This window comes from Lacticaseibacillus jixiensis, assembly GCF_042847315.1.
GTDB classification, from domain to species: Bacteria; Bacillota; Bacilli; order Lactobacillales; family Lactobacillaceae; genus Lacticaseibacillus; species Lacticaseibacillus jixiensis.
The window spans coordinates 131,599-152,195 of sequence record NZ_BAAFPR010000007.1 but is presented as its reverse complement, the minus strand read 5'-3'; the positions used below and the strand labels follow the sequence as shown (position 1 = coordinate 152,195).

At 52.7% G+C, this 20,597-nt stretch carries 18 protein-coding genes; 7 read left to right on the top strand and 11 right to left on the bottom strand.

Features of this window, described 5'->3' with window-relative positions; translation table 11 throughout:
* Positions 1-317: 317 nt before the first annotated feature.
* Positions 318-1,637: an ABC transporter substrate-binding protein gene (locus ACGG90_RS06570; RefSeq protein WP_390407369.1), complete on the bottom strand. Its 1,320-nt coding sequence runs from the start codon at positions 1,635-1,637 to the stop codon at positions 318-320.
* Positions 1,638-2,686: 1,049 nt separating this feature from the next.
* Here ACGG90_RS06570 and ACGG90_RS06565 point away from each other — a divergent pair.
* Positions 2,687-3,505, top strand: a complete 819-nt coding sequence (locus ACGG90_RS06565) for a helix-turn-helix domain-containing protein (protein ID WP_390407366.1) — start codon at positions 2,687-2,689, stop codon at positions 3,503-3,505.
* Between the two features lie 189 nt (positions 3,506-3,694).
* On the opposite strand, the gene ACGG90_RS06560 is transcribed toward ACGG90_RS06565, so the two are convergent.
* The 4 genes from ACGG90_RS06560 to ACGG90_RS06545 form a co-directional block, all read right to left on the bottom strand.
* Positions 3,695-5,074, bottom strand: coding sequence for an MATE family efflux transporter (locus tag ACGG90_RS06560; protein ID WP_390407363.1), 1,380 nt, complete (start codon positions 5,072-5,074; stop codon positions 3,695-3,697).
* 254 nt (positions 5,075-5,328) lie between these two features.
* Positions 5,329-5,961: a TetR/AcrR family transcriptional regulator gene (locus ACGG90_RS06555; RefSeq protein ID WP_390407360.1), complete on the bottom strand. Its 633-nt coding sequence runs from the start codon at positions 5,959-5,961 to the stop codon at positions 5,329-5,331.
* A 29-nt stretch (positions 5,962-5,990) separates the two neighbouring features.
* A complete protein-coding gene (locus ACGG90_RS06550) occupies positions 5,991-7,142 on the bottom strand; it encodes an ABC transporter permease (RefSeq protein ID WP_390407357.1) in 1,152 nt (383 codons plus the stop codon).
* A 1-nt stretch (position 7,143) separates the two neighbouring features.
* Positions 7,144-7,866 carry an ABC transporter ATP-binding protein gene (locus ACGG90_RS06545; protein ID WP_390407355.1) on the bottom strand — a complete coding sequence of 241 codons (723 nt, stop codon included), beginning with the start codon at positions 7,864-7,866 and terminating at the stop codon, positions 7,144-7,146.
* A gap of 278 nt (positions 7,867-8,144) precedes the next feature.
* On the opposite strand from ACGG90_RS06545, the gene ACGG90_RS06540 reads away from it, so the two are divergent.
* Genes ACGG90_RS06540 through ACGG90_RS06515 form a run of 6 tightly spaced genes read left to right on the top strand, consistent with a single transcriptional unit; the run spans position 8,145 to position 14,407 of the window.
* Entirely contained in the window at positions 8,145-9,197 is a 1,053-nt protein-coding gene (locus ACGG90_RS06540; protein ID WP_390407352.1) for an ABC transporter ATP-binding protein, read from the top strand.
* Positions 9,194-10,441, top strand: a complete 1,248-nt coding sequence (locus ACGG90_RS06535) for an ABC transporter substrate-binding protein (RefSeq protein ID WP_390407349.1) — start codon at positions 9,194-9,196, stop codon at positions 10,439-10,441. Before ACGG90_RS06540 ends, ACGG90_RS06535 begins: the two co-directional genes overlap by 4 nt.
* Positions 10,442-10,453: 12 nt before the next feature.
* Positions 10,454-11,380, top strand: a complete 927-nt coding sequence (locus ACGG90_RS06530; protein ID WP_390407347.1) for a carbohydrate ABC transporter permease — start codon at positions 10,454-10,456, stop codon at positions 11,378-11,380.
* Positions 11,377-12,201: a carbohydrate ABC transporter permease gene (locus tag ACGG90_RS06525; RefSeq protein WP_390407344.1), complete on the top strand. Its 825-nt coding sequence runs from the start codon at positions 11,377-11,379 to the stop codon at positions 12,199-12,201. Before ACGG90_RS06530 ends, ACGG90_RS06525 begins: the two co-directional genes overlap by 4 nt.
* Positions 12,202-12,224: 23 nt before the next feature.
* Entirely contained in the window at positions 12,225-13,085 is an 861-nt protein-coding gene (locus tag ACGG90_RS06520) for a metallophosphoesterase (RefSeq protein ID WP_390407341.1), read from the top strand.
* Complete coding sequence (locus ACGG90_RS06515; RefSeq protein WP_390407338.1) at positions 13,082-14,407, top strand: MATE family efflux transporter; 1,326 nt, start codon at positions 13,082-13,084, stop codon at positions 14,405-14,407. Before ACGG90_RS06520 ends, ACGG90_RS06515 begins: the two co-directional genes overlap by 4 nt.
* Before the next feature lie 143 nt (positions 14,408-14,550).
* Here the strand turns inward: ACGG90_RS06515 and ACGG90_RS06510 are convergent, their stop codons facing one another.
* The 6 genes from ACGG90_RS06510 to ACGG90_RS06485 form a co-directional block, all read right to left on the bottom strand.
* Positions 14,551-15,408 carry a TPM domain-containing protein gene (locus ACGG90_RS06510; RefSeq protein WP_390407335.1) on the bottom strand — a complete coding sequence of 286 codons (858 nt, stop codon included), beginning with the start codon at positions 15,406-15,408 and terminating at the stop codon, positions 14,551-14,553.
* Positions 15,409-15,857: 449 nt separating this feature from the next.
* Positions 15,858-16,442 (bottom strand): LemA family protein, encoded by a 585-nt coding sequence (locus ACGG90_RS06505; protein ID WP_390407332.1) that lies wholly within the window; start codon positions 16,440-16,442, stop codon positions 15,858-15,860.
* 262 nt (positions 16,443-16,704) lie between these two features.
* Positions 16,705-16,890 carry a hypothetical protein gene (locus ACGG90_RS06500; RefSeq protein WP_390407330.1) on the bottom strand — a complete coding sequence of 62 codons (186 nt, stop codon included), beginning with the start codon at positions 16,888-16,890 and terminating at the stop codon, positions 16,705-16,707.
* 561 nt (positions 16,891-17,451) lie between these two features.
* Positions 17,452-18,369, bottom strand: a complete 918-nt coding sequence (locus ACGG90_RS06495; RefSeq protein WP_390407327.1) for an FAD:protein FMN transferase — start codon at positions 18,367-18,369, stop codon at positions 17,452-17,454.
* Positions 18,366-19,382 (bottom strand): tryptophan--tRNA ligase, encoded by a 1,017-nt coding sequence (gene trpS, locus ACGG90_RS06490; RefSeq protein ID WP_390407324.1) that lies wholly within the window; start codon positions 19,380-19,382, stop codon positions 18,366-18,368. Before trpS ends, ACGG90_RS06495 begins: the two co-directional genes overlap by 4 nt.
* Before the next feature lie 1,006 nt (positions 19,383-20,388).
* Positions 20,389-20,583 carry a hypothetical protein gene (locus ACGG90_RS06485; protein ID WP_390407321.1) on the bottom strand — a complete coding sequence of 65 codons (195 nt, stop codon included), beginning with the start codon at positions 20,581-20,583 and terminating at the stop codon, positions 20,389-20,391.
* Positions 20,584-20,597: the final 14 nt, after the last annotated feature.

Here is a 20,597-nt window from a genome sequence, read left to right as displayed (position 1 = left end):
CGCTTGGGCACAAACCGCCCAAACGTCATCCTGCCTTATATCAACCGCTAAGTGCGCAAGGCGTTGCTCTGTTTAGTCGAGCTGCGTGGCGCATCGCGGGTGCGGTTAGCTACGCCGTCGTACTCGAGGCCAAGTACGCCTCAAGCACGATGGCTAGGCTAACCGACCCGCTCAAGCGCGCCACTTTGCTCTGTATTCTTAGTCGAGCTGCGCAAAGCAACGCGGTAGTGATATAAGCTGTGACGCCGCTAAGGCAAAGACCGCCTTTGCGTCATCCCATCTTATATCAACCGCTAAGTGCGCTTTGCTCCGCTCTGTTATTTCTGACTAGCTTTAGCCTGTTTGACCGCGGCTGGGATCTTGGTCATCATTTGGTCTGCGGCTTGACTGGAGCTGATTGCGCCGGTACCGAATGCTTCAAAGACATCCGTGTAAGTGGATTGAACCGCTTCGATGGCCGTGTATGGGCTTTGGTAAACGCCAGTCACTTTTTGCCCGTATTCGTAAGCTGCTTTAGCCACTGCATCCACCTTGTTGGCGTCTTCTAAGATCTTGACTGCCGTGGTGTTAGCAGGCATCCCGCGAGACATGCCGAACAGCTCTACGCCTTCTTTGTCGTTCATCAAGTAGTCCAACAACTTCGCTGCGGCTTCTTGCTTAGCAGAACTGGAGTGCTTGGAAATTGAGAAACACATGGATGGCTTCAACATTGCGCCGTCAGTCTTCGCCCCTTCTACCCGTGGGTAACTTGGAATGGCGATTTCGTTGTTGACTTGCTTCAAGTTCGTCGCATAAGTTGCCAAGTTTCCGTTCCAGTCGAAGGACCCTGCGATCGCCCCGGAAGTGAATTCCTTAACACTGGTGATGTTAGCCGTGCCAAAAGTGTTCAAGTTCCACTTGTAGGAGCTGGCAATGCCTTTATCCGTCAGGTCTTGGTACCAATCAAAGCCGTCTTTGAAATCTTTCTTGGTGTATTGCAGCTTACCAGAATTGCTGAGCATGCCTTTGCCGGTTTTTTGCTGCATGTATGTCAGCACCGTGAAGTAGTTCGGGATGACCATCGCATATTTGCCTTTGCCCAGCTTCTTGGCCACTTCTTCATAGCCGTCCCAAGTCTTCGGGTAGCTGGTCACGCCGGCTTTTTCATAAACGGTTTTGTTGACGAAGAACACGCTGGCGTTCTCGCCGAACACCAAGCCGACTTGTTTGCCATTCAAATTGCCCATTTTCATCAGGTCCTTAGGAAAATGGGACATGTCGATGGTGTCTTTGAACTTGTTGAGATCGGCATACCCGTCGCCGTTAGATGAATAAGTGGTGTACCAATCGTAATTGGTTTGCATCAAATCCGCTTCGGTGCCGCCAGACATTTGGGTGGCGACTTTCTCAGGGTAGCCGTCCCAGCCGGAATATTCTGGCTTAACGGTGATATTTGGGTTCTTCTTCTCGAAGGCTTTGATCGCCTTGATCGTGTCTTTGTGTCGATCGTCGTTGCCCCACCAGGAGAAGCGGATGGTGACCTTGCCGTCTTTGTCGGCATCAGCGGATTGGCTGTTGCCATTGCCGCATCCTGCCAAGCCGATAGCCGTGATCGTTGCCGCCGCTGCTAGTGCAATTTTCTTGCCACTTGAAAACATGATTGCTCCCTCGCTTTCGTAATCCCCGCCGCGATGCATTCCTGCGTTTGCGTGCGCGCTGCATTGTGTGTGATTAGTTTTCCCTTATGTCTTCCGTTCGACCATATCCCCCTTCCGTATCTCTAACTTATCAGAATTAGTCAGCGCTTTCACGCATTAATAACCGGAATTAACCATGTTGATAATATGTGTACCGATTTCCCAAAAGTGATCAGAATTGTATCCGCTTTCGTGTCTAAACGCCGCTACCATGGGCTTCATCGGCTTTGCATCAAGTCCGCGCAAGCCTGCTGATCAGCCGTGAATCACGAGGTAATGATGCAGATATGGTCGTCTTGCATCAAATTAATAGCAAAATGACCAGAATCGGCTGATTTTGGGAAAAGGTGGGCCTGCTGCACGATTTCAGCGCAAAAAAAGGCCCCGCGAAAATTTCGCTGAGCCAACTGATCAAGTTCTTGTACACCAAATACACGATCGGTATATTCACCATCGTGTATTCGGTGTGGCAGGCTATTGATTCGTGCTTTTGCTGCCTGCCAATCGTTATTTGATTAAGTACCAGCAGGCGCAACCGCCTGCCAGCTGATCTAATGACGTCCTGTATATTGCTATACTGCCTAGGGATGTGAACACTTGGCTTCGTCGCGAATGTGCACAGACGCTCTGGACGCACGAGCCGCAGCGCAATTGCGCCTTAGATCGACTCGTGTAGGGACTTGGTGCGCAAGGTGCGGCGCTGAAGCGGTGTGGCCACCACTGCTTCCCAAGTTCCACTCGACATCTACGGTGATAATATAGCACGACACGGTCTAATATGCAAGCGATTTACAAACTTTTTACAAGCTAATGGCAGACAAGCCAATTTAGCCTTGCGCAATTGCACAACAGCGTCATGCACTTGGTGATTGCTGCGCAACGTTGTACAATTTAATTTATTGCCATCGCTAACTGTTAGTGGGAAGATATTGCTGACGGCGTTGTTGCGCCAGTCAATACAGCTTGCGTTAACGTTTGCAGGCTGGTGCTTTTCTTGGGGGGACTGTCTCGTGGAACAACTGGATTTTAATGTGCAAGATTATCAAGCCTTGGCACCGAATACTGCCGTGGCGCATTCGCATGATTCATTCGAGCTGTGCTTGGTGCTTAACGGTCAAGCGACCTTCTTCTTCAAAGGCCAAGCAATCCCGGTGCGGCGCGGTGCGTTGTTGATCATTCCGCCGCATTGCGTGCACCAAACCTTGGTCAAAGAAGACGAGCCTTGTGCAGATATCGCCTTGCGCTTCAAGCCAAGTGCTGTCAGTGCGTATTTTCGCCGGTATCAGAAGACTTTTGCCGTGTTTGCCGACACCTTGACCAAAGGCCCGCGCATCACTGAGCTGACTGAAGCCCAGCTGAATGCCTACACCCAGCCATTTGAGGAATTCCGCGCCGCGTGTCACAGTATGAGCGAAGCCACCACTATCGATACTTACTTGAAGCTGTTGCATCTGTTGAATATGCTGGCGGCTTTTGCCAATACCAACGGCTTGTTTGACCACGCAGAGTCGCGCTATGACGCTGAGTTCACCATGCTTACCGACTATATTCAAGCACACTTGGCGGCACCGTTGACCTTGCAGAATCTATGCGAGCACTTCTATTTGTCCACCGCCACCATTCAGCGTATCTGCAAGCAGAAAGTCCGCATGTCGCCAATGCGCTATGTGATGCTGCTGCGCGTCAACGCGGCGATCCCGCTGCTTAAAGCAGGGCTTGCGATCAGCACCGTGGCCGGCATGGTCGGCTACCACAACACCACCAGCTTCACGCGTGCCTTTCGCACAATCAAACAAGTGCCGCCTAGCCAATTTGTTAAGAAGCGCTAAGTGCGCTTTGCGCCGCTTTGGTATCTTCGTCTAGCTGCGCAAAGCAACGCGGCAGTGATATAAGATGGGATGTCGCCAAGGCACAAACCGCCTTTGCGTCATCCCATCTTATATCAACCGCTAAAAACGCTTTGCTCCGCTTTGGACACAAATCGCCACGCCGAGTTTTCGGCGTGGCGATTTTGGTCTCTATTCCAGTGGGATACCTTCTTCTTCGGCAAGCTTGCCGGCTTGCGCGTCTTCTTTCTGGCGAATGACTTTCATCGTGCGCAGATAGACGCTGACTAAGACAATCACAGAACCGACCCATGCCAGCGGATTGGCCATGGAAGCACCGGCAAAGCCGAAGTGTGCCACCAGCACGATCCCAGCAAAAGCACGCATCACCAGTTCAAACAAACCGGCTACTGTTGGCACCATCGTTTTGCCTAAACCTTGCAACAGATTGCGCATGGTAAACAAGATCGCCAACAGCCAGTACATGCTGGCGTTGAAGTGGAAATAAGTCTGCGCCAAGGCCGTGACTTGCGGCTGGTTCGGGCCTAAGAACAAGTTGACCAAAGGCTTGGAGAAGACAATGATCAACGCGCCTAATACCGCCGAAACCGAGACGTTCAACAGCAAGGTTTGATGCACCCCGCGCCTGATGCGACCGTATTCGCGCGCGCCTAAGTTCTGCGCGGCAAAAGTTGCCATCGCCAGGCCAAAGGATGACGCCGGCAACGTCGCCAGCTGATCGATCCGCCCAGCTGCGGTATACGCCGCCACCGCATCGGTCCCTAAAGTGTTCAGCATCACTTGCAAGATCACCGCGCCAATAGCGATGATCGACATGCTAAAGCCCATTGGCAAGCCGACTTTGAGATGGCGGCTGATGTCTGCCCAGTCGATTTTCAAATCGGCGCGCCGAATCACCAACAGCGGGATGCGCTTCTTGATAAACAGCCAACACAGAATCGCCGAGAACAGCTGCGCGATCACCGTCGCCCAGCCGGCGCCGGCCACGCCCCAATGAAACACCAAGATGAACAACAATTCCAAGATAATGTTGACCACCGTGGCAATGATCAGAAACACCAGCGGCGTGCGGGAGTCCCCCAGTGCGCGCATCATGTTCGACAACAAGTTAAAGCCCATTGACGCGCCGACCCCAATGAAGATGATCCGCACAAAAGATACTGACTGATCAATGATTTCTGCTGGCGTCTGCATCAATTCCAACAGCGGGCGGGTCATCGACACCGACACCACCGTCAAAATCACCGTGATCAGAAGCGATATCCAAATGCTGGCACCGAAGCTTTTGCGCACGCCGCGTTCATCGCGCGCCCCGAATGCTTGAGCCGTCAGCACTGACAGCCCGGCGGTGGTACCTTGCGCGAAGCCGATGATCAAGAAGTTGATACTCCCAGTCGCCCCGACTGCCGCCAGCGCGTCTTTGCCGATGGTGCGCCCCACGATCAGCGCATCCATGAAGCTATACAACTGTTGAAAGACATTCCCGATCAATAAGGGGATCGTAAACAAGATCACCAATTTCAACGGATTGCCTTTAGTTAACGTGCGCAATTTATCCCTCCGTTCTGTGCCCATACTTCTAACTTCGAGCATCTTACCGCATCTGCGTTGCAAAGTCATCATTCAACCAGTATGAAAATGCGCCAATTAGCATTTTCATAATAATTAAACAAAATTCCGCATTTATCTGTTTCAACGACATATAAATTATTGCAAAACATTAGCTGCCTTGTCACGAAATTGCAACGCGCAGTCACACAAATACCCCTGCATGACGATTCGAATCGTCATGCAGGGGCTAGTCATTAACGTGGTTGTAGCACTGGCAAAGCCAAGGTGACGATTTTGTCGGTGGTTGCGGCAACGTCCAGTTGTAAGTCGGGCTTCAAGATGACTGGCAACAAATACGTGATCAATAACCCCCACACCACCCGGAAGGACTCAAGGTCAGCAGGCTGGCCAATAAACCGCGTCAACATCGGCATCACCACTGGCGCAAAGCGTTGGCTGACCACAGTATATGCGGTATCAAACAACTCAGGATTGACCATGACTTCTTGGATAAACACCCGGATCACCAGCCGATTATCCAAGACGTAATGCAGCCGATCGCTCACCAGAAAATGCAGTGCTTCAGCCAAGCTGGTGAAGTGCTGCGCCGCCGCTTCTTGGGTGAACTCATCTGCCACTGCCGGCAGCACACTGGCTTGCAGCGGCTCCAGCAGCGCATTCAAAATCTCGCGTTTATTCTTGAAATGCTTGTACACCGTGCCTTCTGACACGCCGGCAAGCTCAGCAATGTCGCCAGTCGTGGTGCGATCATAGCCTTGTTGGGAGAACAAGGTCAAACACGCCTTCAACACGTCTTGTTGTTTCACCGACAGCTCTGACTGTTCCAAACTTTGGGCAAATAAGGTTTCTACGGAATTGATTTGCATGCTGGCCTCCGATCGTTGTGATCAGTTTATCACACCTTACGATACCGCCGCATCCCCCGCACATTCAAGGCGGTTAACACTAATAAGAACAGCAGCAACACGCCAATGTCCAACCCTAAGCTGGTGAGTTTGGTTCCATACATGATGATTTGCGTCATCGCATCTCCAGCATAGGTTAAAGGCAAAATGTAGGAAATATCCTTGACCCAAGCTGCCAGCGAATCCAGCGGCACAATGCCAGAGAAGAAGACTTGCGGAATCACAATGATCGGAATGAATTGCATCATTTGGAATTCAGACTGCGCAAGTGTCGACATCAAGATCCCAAAGGCTAACGCCACCAGCGCCAACAAGAAGCTGATCACCATTACTGCCGCCAGCGTCCCGGTGATTTCAACCCCCATAAAGCCCACGGTGCACGACACAATGATCACCGTTTGGATCAAGGCCAAGATCCCGTAGCTGATCATGTAACCTAACACGATTTCCCCACGCCGCACCGGTGTCGCCAACAATCGATCCAAAGTACCAGTGGTGCGCTCTTTCAACAGCGCCATGCCGGAAATCAAGAAGACGAAGAAGAACACGAAGAAGCCCATCAGAATCGGGACGATCTTGTCAAAGAAGCCGGTGTTCTTGTCCCCGTAATTGTAATGGTTGGTAATCTTCGTCGCCCCTGGTGCCTTGGCTTGTTGCAGCTTCAAGGAACCTGCCGCTTGCGGGGCGACTTTGGCCAAAGTCGCCGCTAACTGGGTCACGGTCTTGCTGAGTTTAACTGTCGTTGCTTTCAGCGTCTTCATGCCATTGGCGGTGAGGGCGGCGTTGAAGCCTTGCTTGACCAGTGCCGTCTTGGTAGCGTCAGTGTTGGCATAAGTGATCGTGTAGTGGCCGGTGCTGGTTTGATGGATCACCGCGTCGACATGCCGAGCTTTCAGGGCCTTTTGGGCGCTGGCGTTGCTGGATTTGCGGGTGACGGCGACGTGTTTGACATCATTCAACGCCGTGCGCACATTGCCATCCACCCCGACAGTCGCCACATCCACACTGGTTGTGGCACTTTGGGCAAAAATCAGCTTCATCAAGAACATGATCAACACCGGCGCCACAAACATCATCGCCAGCGTTCGCTTGTCGCGGATCAATTCGCTGACCACGCGCCGAGCAATATAAATTGCGCGCATATTAGGCCACCCCTTCCGCTTTCAAGAAGACTTGTTCGATCGTCTTCACGTGATATTGCGCTTCAAGCACAGCCGGTGTGCCATAGGCCATGACCTTGCCGTTTAACAACAACGCCACATCATCAACCAGCTCCGCTTCATCCATCACATGCGTCGTGATCAAGATGCCGCGCCCAGCATCGCGCAACTTGTGCAACTCTGCCCAGATCTTCTGCCTAAGCGCCGGATCGATGCCAACCGTCGGCTCATCTAAGATCAACAACTCCGGCTCCCCTAGCAGCGCAATGGCCAACGATAAGCGTCGCCGCATCCCGCCGGAATAACCGGAGACGATTTTGTTCAAGTCAGGCGTCAAGTCCACGACTGCTGCAACATGGGCAATATCTTCAGCCAGCGCGGCTTGCTTAACGCCTTTCATGCGGCCGAAGAAGCGCAGGTTCTCTTTACCGCTTAACGTGTCATACAGCGAGTCATCTTGGGCCATGTAGCCGATGCGTCCCAAAAGCGGCCGGTTAGGCATTTGGGTGTTCAACACCAAGGCCTTGCCGCCGTCTGCAACTTCCATGCCCATGGCGGTTTTGATCACCGTGGACTTGCCGGCGCCGCTGGGCCCGATCAAACCAAGGATCTGACCTTCATCGACATGCAAGGTCACATCAGCGAGCACTGTTTGTTTACCGAATTGCTTCTGCAGGTGGTGTAAATCAATTAATCGAGTTGACATCTTGATCATCCTTTCAAGTGAGTGATAGCTCACTCATCGGAGATTACTATACCCGCTGCCTTGGTGAGTGTCAACTCACTCAAGCAACAAAAACGGCCCGCGCGTTTTGCAAGCTGCCATGTATGTATTGGCTGTAAACCGGCATGTGCCGTATGGAAAAGCGGTTTATCACGGATCAACCAGCTGTCATGTTTTCAGAAAGCATACGAAAGATTTACCGTTCTGATGTGAGTAATTTACATCCACCCGGTAATGTTTGGCCAATAGGAGGTGATCCAATGATTGAACTTGAACACATTACCAAGCGCTACGACCGCGACACCCAAGCCGTCAGCGATGTGAACTTAACGGTTAAAGATGGTGAATTCCTCGTGTTTCTCGGGCCTTCTGGCTGCGGCAAATCCACGATTTTGCGCATGATCTCAGGCTTAGAAGAGATCTCAGCCGGACGCTTAGCCATCGACGGGCAAGACCACACCCACACCCAACCCAGCGAACGCGGCGTAGCCATGGTTTTCCAAAATTACGCCTTGTACCCGCATTTATCGGTACGCGACAACATCGGCTTTGGCTTGCGCGTCAAACATGTCAAACGCGCCATCATCCGCCAAAAAGCCGACGCCATTGCTGAAAGCCTGGGTTTGACGCCGTATTTGGATCAATATCCAGGCAACTTATCCGGCGGTCAAATGCAGCGCGTCGCATTAGGCCGCGCAATCGCCAGCAACTGCAAGATCTGCTTAATGGACGAGCCATTATCTAACCTTGATGCGCGCTTGCGCGTTGAAATGCGCAAGGAAATCAGCTTGTTGCACCAGAAGCTGCAAACAACCACCATTTATGTCACCCATGATCAAGTTGAAGCCATGACGATGGCTGATCGCATCGCGGTGATCAACCAAGGCCGCATCCAACAAATCGGCACGCCGCATGAATTGTACCTGCACCCGGCGAACACTTTTGTCGCCAGTTTCTTCGGCACCCCGCCGATGAACTTGCTGCAAGTGCCTAAAGTCGCCGGCGGCTTCGCATTAGGCCGCCGCTTCTTGGCCCATGCGCCGCAACTGGCAGATGACACTTTGACCGTCGGCATCCGTCCAGAAGCTGTGCGCCTGCAAACCAGCGGCGTGGCAGCCACAGTGAAGCTGATCGAAGACTTAGGCAGCGAGCAATTGCTGCATTTGCAAGTTGACACACAAACCTTGATTGCCAAAACCACCACCCGCCACCAATTAGGCCAAGCGGTACATTTTGATTTCACCGATGATGCCCTTACCTATTTTGACCAAGCTGGGCAACGCCTCGATCCCGCAAAGGAGCATACCTCATGAAAATTCGTCCCTTACTTGCCACCGTCTTGTTTGCCACTGCTGCATTAAGCTTAGCCGGCTGCAGCCAGTCGGCCAAAGCCGACCACGGCAAAGTGAAGTTAGCCATCAACTACTACAGCGGCGGCATCAGCAAAGCCGCCATTGCCAACGCCAAGCACCACTTCAAAGACTACACGCTGGACTTCAAGCAAGTCGCATCCGATGGCAGCTTTGACACTAAGCTTAAAGCCAGCCTCAATTCCAGCGCCGCGCCAGACATCACCATGATCAACAGCAACATCGCCGACTACACACCGTATTACAAGAAATTCGTCAACCTTCAAGACTTCGGCACCAAAGCCTTGGCCCCGCATTATGTGGCTTGGAAGTGGCGCGCGACTTTAGCAGATCACGACCGCTATCAAATGGCGATGCCTGTGGACATCGGCCCCACTGCTTTGTTTTATAATGTGGCCAATTTCAAGCAGGCCGGTTTGCCTACCGCCCCTGATGCCGTCAGCAATCTGATCAAAGACCCAGACGCTTATTTGGCCGCCGCGGCCAAGCTCAAAGCCCAACATATCGCGATGTTTGAATCTTCTTCAGAGACGTTCTCTGCTGCTTATAACGCCATGAGCGAACACATCTACGCGCCTAATGGCAAGCTGACTTTCGCGCATGGCCAGCTCAAACAAGCCTGGGACTTCAGCGTCAAAGCCTTACAAGCCGGCTACATGCTCAACACCGAAGCCAACACCACCGATGGCGTGGTGGCCGAGAAGAAAGGCCAATTCTCCGGCATGATCAAAGCCTCTTGGGGCATCGCCGACTTGAAGGAAAACGGCGTCAAACCAGGCGATTGGGCAATCGCCAAAAGCCCACTTAAGCCATCTAACTATGGCGGCTCTTACTTAGCCGTGATCAAAACCACCAAGCAGCCTAAAGCCGCCGCAGCCGTGGTCAAATACTTAACCAACGCCAAGAACCAAAAGGCCAACTACGACGAACTCAGCTTGTTCCCAAGCCACACCGCCGCTTATGATGATCAGTTCATGGCCACCACCAACCCGCTGTTTGGCGATGAACAATACAACAAATATTTCGTCGAATCCGCCAAGCACCTGCACTTCAACGCCACTGACTCGCGTGAATCTGCGGCTTATGACTGCTTCACCAAGCAATTGGACCTGGTGACCAACCAGCACAAAGACCCCAAGCGCGCTTGGCAAGATGCCGTCGCCAAAGTCCGCGCCTTGCAATCCTAAAAGGAGTCCAATATGGCTGCAAATCCTGAACTGTCATCCCAGAAACCGCTGCGCACCAAGCGTTACCCCTTCGCACGCTTGGTGCCGTATGCCAACATTGCGCCATTTTACCTCTTGTTTCTGATTTTCGGCTTGTTTCCCATTGCCTTCTCTGCGGTGTTGGCTTTTAGCCATTGGGATGGATTAGGCGACATCACCTTCATTGGCTGGGCGAACTTTGCCAAGTTGCTGCATGATGACACTTTCTGGCTGGCGCTGAAGAACACCTTGATCATCTGGGGCGTCGGCACTTTTCCGATGCTGGCAGGGGCGTTGGTGTTGGCGTATTTCATCAGCCTTAAGTTCATCAAACACCGCCGGCTGCTGGAAGTCTTGTTCTTCTTGCCGAATGTCACGTCGATTGTGGCGATCACCTTGTTGTTTGGCTTGATCTTCTCTAATGTCAACGGCTTGGCCAACAACATCCTCAGCTGGTTTGGCATCGCCCCGATTGCTTGGCTCAAAACGCCGCTGTGGCTGCAATTGGTCATTGCCAGCGTCAACATGTGGCAGTATTTAGGCTACAACATGCTGCTGTATTTGACAGGCATCACCAAGATCCCTAAGTCCTTGTTTGAAGTGGCCGCTTTAGCTGGCACCTCACGCTGGCAAACCTTTCGCTTTGTGATCATCCCGCAGCTGCGGCCGATCATTCTGTTTACGTTGATCATGTCCACTATCGGCGGCTTGCAGGTTTTCACTGAAGCGCAAGTGCTGGCGCCTAACGCCAGCGCAGAAGGCGGTGCTTTGACGGTGGTGTATTACCTGTACACCAGTGCCTTTCAAGATCATCAATATGGCTATGGCGCCGCGATCGCCTGGGCTTTGGTCATGATCATCCTGTTCTTTAGCGGCTTGAATTGGCTGGTGAATCACAAGTTAGGAGGCCGCAAAGCATGATTGCCAAACTGACCCGCTTCAACATTCGCGTGATCATCATCATTGGCGTATTCTTGTCGCTGTTTCCGTTCTACTGGCTGTTAGTCACCGCCAGCGAAACCAGCGATCAACTGTATTCAATGCCGCCAAAATTGACTTTTGGCCATGCGCTGTTGACTAATATCACAACCGTCTTCACCCAAACCCCATTCGTGCATGCATTGGGCAATACCTTGTTCATTGCCACGATTTCGACTGTTTGCGTCTTGTTCTTCGATTCGCTGGCCGGCTTCACCTTCGCCAAGATCCCCTTCAAAGGCAAGAAACCGCTGTTTGCCTTCTTGTTGCTGACCATGACGATCCCGGGCCAATTAAGCATCATCCCCAGCTTCTACCTCATGGATAAACTCGGCTGGATCGGCAGCTATAAGGCGCTGATCGTGCCAGGAATGGCCAATGCCTTCGGGATCTTCTGGCTGAATCAATATTGCCATAACGCGATTCCAGACTCCTTGCTGGAAGAAGCGCGCTTGGAAGGCTGCTCGATTTTTCGCTGTTATGTGCTGATCGGCTTGCCTTTGATGAAGCCGGCGCTGGTGTTCTTAGGCCTGTTTACTTTCATGGGGTCGTGGAACGACTACATGTGGCCGCTGATCATCTTAAACGACCAAAGCAAATACACCTTGATGCTGGCGTTGACTCAGCTCAAAGGTCTTTACACCACCAACTACCCGCTGGTGATCACCGGCGCGCTGTTGGCGGTAGCACCGTTAATCTTGTTGTTCATCCTCTTTGCCAAGCAGATCATGTCCGGGGTCATTAACGGCACGGTTAAACAATGACCCCCTCACGAAAGGAAGTCCTTATGTTACATACCACAAAAGCAGCCTTTAAGCTCATCCAATTCACCGATACCCACATTGGCAGCTACCCCTTCGTCGCCGACGACTTGCGCACGTTGGAACAAGTCGCAGCCACCATCGCTGCCGAACAGCCTGATTTGATCACCATCACCGGCGATTTGATTTGGTCCGACGGTGTGGTTGAACCGCAGCGCGGCTTGCATGCTTTGATCGAAGTCTTGAATCGCTTTGACGTGCCGGTGTTTGTTACTTTCGGCAATCACGACAGCGAAGAAACGTTCACCAGAACTTCGCTGCGGGCCATGGTCGATGCTGAATTGAAGCACCAAGTTGCCAAAGCGCATCACGTCATCGACGACGCCGGCAAAGAAGCCTATGCCATCGAAATTGCTGATGACTCAGGCTTGCGCCATGTGCTGTATGTGTTTGATTCTGGGGCCAATGCCGCTTTTGACCAAGAAAGCTATGACGTGGTTTCACTGACGCAAATCGCCTGGTACGAACAAATGCAAGCGCACTATCAACAAGCCTCAGTCGACGCCGCCTTCATGCACATTCCTTTGCCGGAATACAACCAAGCCGGCGAACACATCACCAGCGGCTTCTTCTGGGATCAAAACCCGCGCGTGGCAGCCAGCAAACTCAACACCGGCTTGTTTGCCCGCTTGCAACACAATGGTATCCAAGCCGTCTTTTGCGGACACGATCACGACAACAACTTCAGCGGCGACTGGTTAGGCGTGGCCTGCCATTACGGCAATGTGTCCGGGTATAACTGTTATGGCGACTTGCCGCGCGGCTATCGCACCATCACCTTGACCGCCGATGGCATCGATTCGACGGTCAAGCAGTATCCGCGATGAGCAAACCAACGCTGTGGCACCTGAGCTGGCCGATTCTGTTGGACATGCTGTTGCAAACCGGCATCAATAATGCCAACGTCTTGTTGATGGCGCAATACAGCGCCACGGCGGTAGGCGCAGTGGCGGCGGCCAATCAATTGTTGGGGCTGGCCCCATTCATCTATGGCTTCGTCGCAGTAGGTACCCAGATCCTGGCGTCGCAGCTGATCGGCGCCAAGCGCCAACAAGCCGTCAGCTCACTGGTGGCCACCGCTTTTGCTGCGGCAGTGGCGCTGGGGGTGTTGGTCAGCGCCTTGGCAATTGTGGGCGCCGGCTATTTCTTGAGTTTGATCGGCTTGCGCGGGGCCATGCTTGAAGCTGGGACCACCTATTTGCAATACGGCGGCTTTGGCGTAGCTTGTGCGGCGTTATCCAACACGGTGCTGGCCTTGTTGCGCAGTTATGGCCACACCCGCGCGGCGATCTTGGTACCATTGCTGACTAACGGCATTACCTTATGCGGCAGCTTCTTATCCGTGCACAATCCTTGGGTGGCGCAGCAATGGGGCGTCGCTGGCTTGGGTTGGGGGATGCTTTGCGGCAACTTATGCGGCTTGGCTTGTGCCTTGTGGCTGACTGGCAAGTTGTTGCATTATACGCCAAGTGACTGCCACTGGCGCAAGTGGTCGCTGGCCCAGCTGAAAGCAATCTTGCGCTTGGGTTTGCCAAGTTCCGGCGAAGCGTTGTCGTATCAAGGCGCCCAAGTGCTGGTGCTTGCGCTGGTGGCATCTTTAGGGGTGACGGCTTTGATCACCAAATCCTATCTCAACGCGATCAGCCAGTTGCTGACGCTGGCGGCTTTTGCTTTTGCACAAGGCAATCAGATCATCGTCGGCCGCTTGATCGGCGCCGGCCAAGTGCAAGTCGTCAAGCGTACAGCCTTAGTCACCACTGGCAAAATGGTCCTGCTGACGGCTGGCATCTGCAGCTTGGCGTTGCTCTTCAGCGCGCCGTTATTGCACTGTTACACTCACGATGCGCAAGTGCTGCTGCTGGCGCGGCGCATTCTGATCGCCGAAGCGGTGCTGGATTGCATCCGCACAGTCAATATCGTGCTCGTTGATGCCTTGAATGCCGTCGGGGATGTGCGCACACCGTTTCTTTATTCGCTAGTCGTGATGTGGGCGATCAGCATTCCTTTCGCCTATGTCCTCGCCGTGCCTGCCGGATTTGGCTTGATTGGGATCTGGTTGGCTTATATCATCGATGAAGGTCTGCGCGGGATCCTCATGCTGCGCCGCTGGCAATCAGGCAAATGGCAAGATCTGGCAGTGACTGCATAAACCGCAAACAGCGCCTCTGCAAAACCATCACGGTTTCGCAGAGGCGCTGTGTTGTGATGTGACCCCTGGTCGGTTTTTTTGCCTGATCGCACCAAAAAAGCGCCTGAAATTCAGGCGCTTGCTTTCACTAGTCAATCTAGGTGTTAGACATCGGCACCACCGCCGCCGGAACTGCCGCCGCCCCAACCGGAGCCGCCTCCGCCAAAACCACCACCGCCACCGAAGCCGCCTCCACCGCCGCCGAATGGGCCGCGCGGACCACGACTTGATAAGAGGCTGCCAAGCAGATACCACAGCCACCAAGAACCGCCACTGCGCCGGCGACGACCACCGCCTCCGCCACCGCCGCCAATCGAGGCGATCACGATGATCACAATGATCACGATAAAGGCGATTTTGATGATCGCGGAAAACAGCCCATTACTGCTGGATTCTCGCGTCGGCGTTGCCGTTGTTTCATCGTCACTCGTGGCACTTGAGTAACCATATTTCTTATCGATCACCTTGGCCACTTGGTTAAACACATTGTTAACGGCAGTATCGACTTTGGCATCGTCTTTGGACTTGATATCAGACAAGTTGTCATTTAAGATATCGCCTGCCGTGGAATCCGTTAGTGTGTCTTCCATCCCATAGCCGACTTCGATACGCATGTTGTTCTTGCCGCCATTCTTGGCAAACACGATCAACACACCGTTGTCTTCATCCTTGTTGCCGATGCCCCACTTTTTGAACAGTTCAGGGGCATACTCGCCGATTGCTTCGCCGCCAGTGGATTTCACCACCGCCACGCCGATTTGCGGCTGTTTCTTAGTGTCGGCGTATTTGCGGTTGACGGCATTGATCCGAGTTTTCGTCGAGTCAGATAGAATGTTGAGTTCATCATAATAGTTATTGCCTGCTGGTTTATCCGGCAGACTGGCTGCCGCCACCGGCGTCGCCGCGTGGAGAAACACCCACAACGGGATCAGTAGCAACAACCACCATGCGCGTTTATGCATACGCGAACCTACTTTCCAATGCCAAAGGACTAAGTGCCGAATACGCTGGTTGCGTCAAGCTCCGCAGCCCAACGCGATCGCGTATAAGCTGTCCCGAGCTTATGGCAAAAACCGCCATTAGCTCAGGCCATCTTATACACATCGCTAAGAACGGGCTGCTGCGCTCTGGGTTTATCGTCGAGCTCCGCAAAGCAACGCGGCGTGATATAAGTCGTGACGCCGCTTGGGCATAAACCGCCCAAACGTCATCCCGCCTTATATCCACCGCTAAAACCGCTTTGGGTTTATCGTCGAGCTGCGTGGCGCAACGCGCCACTCCGCTTTGGGTTCTTCGTCGAGCTCCGCAAAGCAACGCGATTGCGTATAAGTCATCCCGATCCAATGGCCAAGTACGCCATCGGCTCAGGCTGCCTTATACACATCGCTAAAACCGCTTTGCTGCGCTCTGGTTAATTATCCAAGTCGACCTTTGGTACTTCCGAAGCTGCTGGATCGGCTTTGAAGGTCGCCTTTTGGCCCAGACCCATCATGTTGGCGAAGATGTTCTTTGGGAAGGTCACGACGCTTTGGTTGTAAGCTTTCACGTCTTCGATATAACGCTGCCGTTCCACTGAGATGCGATTTTCGCTGCCTTCCAGCTGTGTCATCAACGTTTTGACGTTGTCTTGAGAAGACAGTTGCGGGTAGCTTTCTTTGATCGCAGAAATTAAGGTGCCGACGCTTTGATTCAACTGACTGTCGGCAGTCGCCTTGCTTTTGGCGCTTGTGGCGTTGTTGTAGTTGCTGCGCGCCTTGGCAATGGCTTCGAAGACGTCAGTTTCATGTTTCATGGAACCCTTGGTCGCCGACACCAGATTCGGGATCAAGTCGGCGCGGCGTTGCATGACGTTCTCGACTTGACTCCATTGGGCGGTGACTTCTTGGTTCTGCTTCTGTAAGCTGTTATAGGTGCTGACCCCGTAGATGCCGAGGATCACAGCGATGGCCGCGATCACGATACCAGTGATTGCAACAGGACTCAGGCGTTTGTGCATGTCGAATACCCCCTTTAGGTTAATCTAAGTGTACCATGCCGCCGGCCCCACACGTCAGACTTAAGGCGGATTTCTCGACGCAAAAAGGCCATCGCACCAACTTGTCAGCTCAGCTTCAGTCATGGTAAGATAAAGGCATAGAAAGAGCGCAGTGGTTGCACACTGCGCTCAGTCCGGACAATGCTTGTCCTAGCAGGCAGTCATTGACGGCAACCTTTTCACTGACGACAAAGAATCATCGCGCTGCTGCTTGGTTAAAAGTTTAGCGCGATTTTTTCTTTGCCTTTTTCTTTACTTTGGTTTTCTTAGAAACCGAAGTCATCGCGACCCAAAACGACGCTGCTGAAGACAGCAACGCTGCCAGTGCCGTCAACCAGTCCGTGATAGGCACTGATTGATCACACTGTTGGATCACGACGGTGGTTGCGACGCACACAACCACAGACATAGAAGTCCTCCTTTCCTAGATTTGTTCTGCATATTCGCATACGCATCACTCCTCTCTTGCTCAGAGGTCACCGTGCTATTAACTTTTCTGCTGTTATTGATTGTACCATGGCTTGTGCGGCAGAGATAGATTGAAAGACGAGAGACTAGGGATTTAAATTCGTTATTTAATGTTGTACAGTAGGAAATAATATATCCATTTCTGTTATTTATAATTACGAATTGCTCAACTATCCAGTCAGTCGTTCTACATTAATCGGTGGCTGTTTATTCACAAATTAGTTATTTAATAAGGTTGCCCAGTTTCTACACGCCATGTTATTATGATTAAGCACGGTGTGTCAGCACCGCGCTCGGTCCGGACAATGCTTGTCCTAGCAGGCAGTCATTGACGGCAACCTTTTTGCTTAACGACAAAGAATCATCGCGCTGCTACTCGGGTAAAAGCTTTAGCGCGATTTTTTCTTTGTCTTTTTCTTGTACTTAGGTTTACGAGAAAACGCAGTCATCGCGACGCAAAGAAGCCGTGCATCCCCAATCGGATACACGGCTTCTTTGCCTACTATTCCAGCGTCACGCCGATACTTTCGTGATGACCGTCTTGATAAGCGAACACCGCGCCGAAATGCGTCGGATCGGTTAACCAATCATCAGGGGCGGCGCCGTGGAAGAACAAACGCTTGGCTTCAAGCTCGCCTTGCACCGAATCGGTGGTGAACACCGTCACCCCGGCCAGCGCCGTTTGCAAAGGATAGCCGGTGCGCGGATCCAGCAGATGATGGTATTGCTTGCCGTCTTTGATCAAGAAGCGCTCATAAATACCGCTAGTCACCGCCGACACCGCCGGCAGAATCACGCGGCCTAAATTGACATCACGCTGTTTGGCCGGGTCTTGCACGCCGATCACCCACCGGCCATCGCTGCGTCGCAAGGATTCGCCGACAAACAACAAATTACCACCCAGGTCAATGATCCCCGCTTGCACCCCGTAAGCTTGCCACAACGTGCGGATCTGATCGGCAATGGCGCCTTTGGCAATCCCGCCAAGGTCCAGCTCCATCCCCGCTTGCCGCAGCATTACGGTATGGGCAGTGGCGTCTAACACCACATCTGCCGGGTCGCACAACGCCAAGCGCGCCGCGATATCGGCTTGGTCTGGTACATTGGCCCCGGCAAAACCGATTTTCCACAGCTTCACCAACGGTCCGATCAACGCATTGAAGCCGAAGTTCTCACGACTGGCCGCGACGGCTTGGGCGATCAATTGATAAGTTGCCGAAGACACCGCCACCGCAGACTCGCCGGCGGCCGCGTTAACCGCCATGACCTCAGAATGCTCGCGATTGACAGTCAGGCGGTCTTCTTGCCGCGCGATCAACACCGCCGCAGCTTCTAAGGCGGCGTCATCAAGCTCATTGAAAACGGTCAAGTTGATGGCAGTGCCTAAGGCGTGCAGACTTTTTACCCGCTTATTGATCATTTGAAGTAGTTGAAGCCAATGGCGTCGCGGACTTCTTGCAAGGTCTGGTTGGCCACTTCATTGGCGCGCGCTGTGCCTTCGATCAAGATCTCTTGCACGCTGGCCATGTCTTTGGCGTATTCTTCGCGACGCTGGCGAATCGGCGTCAATACCGCTTCCATCACGTCATTCAAGTAACGCTTGATTTTCACATCGCCTAAGCCGCCGTGTTGGTATTGTTCCTTAAGTTCTGCCACCTTAGCCTTGTCTGGGTCAAAAATGTCGAGGTAAGTGAACACCACATTGCCTTCGACTTGGCCTGGGTCTTGCACATGAATGTGGTTAGGATCGGTGTACATGCTCATGATCTTCTTTTGTACCGTGTCGGCGTCATCAGCCAAATAAATGCCGTTGTTCAAGGACTTGGACATTTTGGCATTGCCGTCGATACCAGGTAAGCGGCCGGAGCCCTTCGGTGGGAAATAGCCGTCTGGTTCGACCAGAACGTCTGCGTTATACGTGCGGTTGAAAGTGCGCACGATTTCGCGAGTTTGTTCCAACATCGGTTCTTGATCATCGCCCACCGGCACCGTGTCGGCCTTGAAGGCAGTGATATCAGCAGCTTGGCTGACCGGATAAATGAAGAAGCCAGCCGGCACAGATTCACCAAAAGCCTTCTGCTGGATCTCGGCTTTGACCGTCGGGTTGCGGTTGAGGCGGTTAACCGTGACAAGATCCAAGTAATACATGGTCAATTCTGACAAAGCCGGAATGGCGCTTTGCACCAAGATCGTTGTTTTCTTCGGATCGATGCCCACCGCCAAATAATCCAGTGCGACTTCCATCAGCGAGTTGCGGATCTTCTCCGGGTTGTTGGCGTTATCTGTCAGCGCCTGGGTGTCAGCGATCATCACATAGCTGTTGTAATCGCCGGAATTCTGCAGCGCCACGCGGTTTTGTAAACTGCCGATATAATGTCCAATATGCAAGCGCCCAGTTGGCCGGTCGCCAGTTAAGAATGTGTGTTTAGCCATAATGTTATCCTCCTGGAATAATGAATGTCGCAAGTCATGTAAAAATGTCCAGCTGAGTTCGGGCTGCTCCGCTTTGGTATACAAAAAGTCGTCCTATGCTGAAAATTCAACATAGGACGACGAAGCGCGGTACCACCTAATTTGCCACCGCATGCGATGACCTCTCAAATGGCTTAAGGCGCTCCCACCGAATAGTCCCTCACGAGCCAACTCACCGAAACCAGATGATTCCTTTCTCAGTCACAGGAACTCTCTGCACATCTGAATTGTTTCGGCAAACATCGCAAGTATTGACGTTACCGTTAATCTTAGTGAACACCACCGAAAATGTCAACGGTTGCGTGCAACCTGGATCATCCAGTTGATTATCTAGCCGCGAAAAAAACGCGATCTCATTGGAACAGATCACGTCAGTCTTCATCACCAAGCAGATTGCATCACTAAATATAGACCGGCTTCTCATCGCCCATTGCCCATCCTGATTCAAATGATGTAGGACAGGTGTTGCGCAGGCGCGTGGTGCGGCAAGCTGGTCAGGCCGTGAAACGATCAGCACAGTAAGACTTGCGGGTTGTGCAAGGCTTGCTGTGCTGATCGCGGCAAATTCAGAGACAAGCAGGCGAGCAAAGCGAGCGCTTGGCTCTGAATTTAGGCGGAAAACACGCGCTTTTCAGCGTGGTTGGAGCCGGCCGCACAGCCTGCGCCAGCTTGCCGCACCGCGCGCCGGAGCAACACCTGTCCGGGCCCTTAACGACTGTGGTCTTCGTCGAGCTGCGCAGCCCAACGCGATCGCGTATAAGCTGTCCCGAGCTTATGGCAAAGACCGCCATTAGCTCAGGCCATCTTATACACATCGCTAAGTTCGGGCTGCTCCGCTCTGGTCCATCGTCGAGCTGCGCAAAGCAACGCGGCAATGATATAAGCTGTGACGCCACCGAGGCAAAGACCGCCTTTGTGTCATCCCATCTTATATCAGCCGCTAAACCCGCTTTGCTCCGCTCTGGGGTTACATCATGTTGAACAGTACGGTTAAGAACACGCCCACCACACAAACGAAGACGCCGATCATACCGCCTAATTCCATCGCGCGGCCGAAGCTTTGGTTATCGTTGCGGAACTTGTGGCCAATGGCAAACACCACCACAAAAATCACCGCTAGGATCAGCCCGATTACTAACAATATTGAACTGAATGCCGACATAAACTTTTTTCTCC

Bases quoted from the DNA above. Each gene is read 5' to 3' on its own strand.
- ACGG90_RS06570 (WP_390407369.1), bottom strand. From the start codon at position 1,637: ATGTTTTCAAGTGGCAAGAAAATTGCACTAGCAGCGGCGGCAACGATC.
- ACGG90_RS06555 (WP_390407360.1), bottom strand. From the start codon at position 5,961: ATGCAAATCAATTCCGTAGAAACCTTATTTGCCCAAAGTTTGGAACAG.
- ACGG90_RS06550 (WP_390407357.1), bottom strand. From the start codon at position 7,142: ATGCGCGCAATTTATATTGCTCGGCGCGTGGTCAGCGAATTGATCCGC.
- ACGG90_RS06545 (WP_390407355.1), bottom strand. From the start codon at position 7,866: ATGTCAACTCGATTAATTGATTTACACCACCTGCAGAAGCAATTCGGT.
- ACGG90_RS06540 (WP_390407352.1), top strand. From the start codon at position 8,145: ATGATTGAACTTGAACACATTACCAAGCGCTACGACCGCGACACCCAA.
- ACGG90_RS06535 (WP_390407349.1), top strand. From the start codon at position 9,194: ATGAAAATTCGTCCCTTACTTGCCACCGTCTTGTTTGCCACTGCTGCA.
- ACGG90_RS06530 (WP_390407347.1), top strand. From the start codon at position 10,454: ATGGCTGCAAATCCTGAACTGTCATCCCAGAAACCGCTGCGCACCAAG.
- ACGG90_RS06525 (WP_390407344.1), top strand. From the start codon at position 11,377: ATGATTGCCAAACTGACCCGCTTCAACATTCGCGTGATCATCATCATT.
- ACGG90_RS06520 (WP_390407341.1), top strand. From the start codon at position 12,225: ATGTTACATACCACAAAAGCAGCCTTTAAGCTCATCCAATTCACCGAT.
- ACGG90_RS06515 (WP_390407338.1), top strand. From the start codon at position 13,082: ATGAGCAAACCAACGCTGTGGCACCTGAGCTGGCCGATTCTGTTGGAC.
- ACGG90_RS06510 (WP_390407335.1), bottom strand. From the start codon at position 15,408: ATGCATAAACGCGCATGGTGGTTGTTGCTACTGATCCCGTTGTGGGTG.
- ACGG90_RS06505 (WP_390407332.1), bottom strand. From the start codon at position 16,442: ATGCACAAACGCCTGAGTCCTGTTGCAATCACTGGTATCGTGATCGCG.
- ACGG90_RS06500 (WP_390407330.1), bottom strand. From the start codon at position 16,890: ATGTCTGTGGTTGTGTGCGTCGCAACCACCGTCGTGATCCAACAGTGT.
- ACGG90_RS06495 (WP_390407327.1), bottom strand. From the start codon at position 18,369: ATGATCAATAAGCGGGTAAAAAGTCTGCACGCCTTAGGCACTGCCATC.
- trpS (WP_390407324.1), bottom strand. From the start codon at position 19,382: ATGGCTAAACACACATTCTTAACTGGCGACCGGCCAACTGGGCGCTTG.
- ACGG90_RS06485 (WP_390407321.1), bottom strand. From the start codon at position 20,583: ATGTCGGCATTCAGTTCAATATTGTTAGTAATCGGGCTGATCCTAGCG.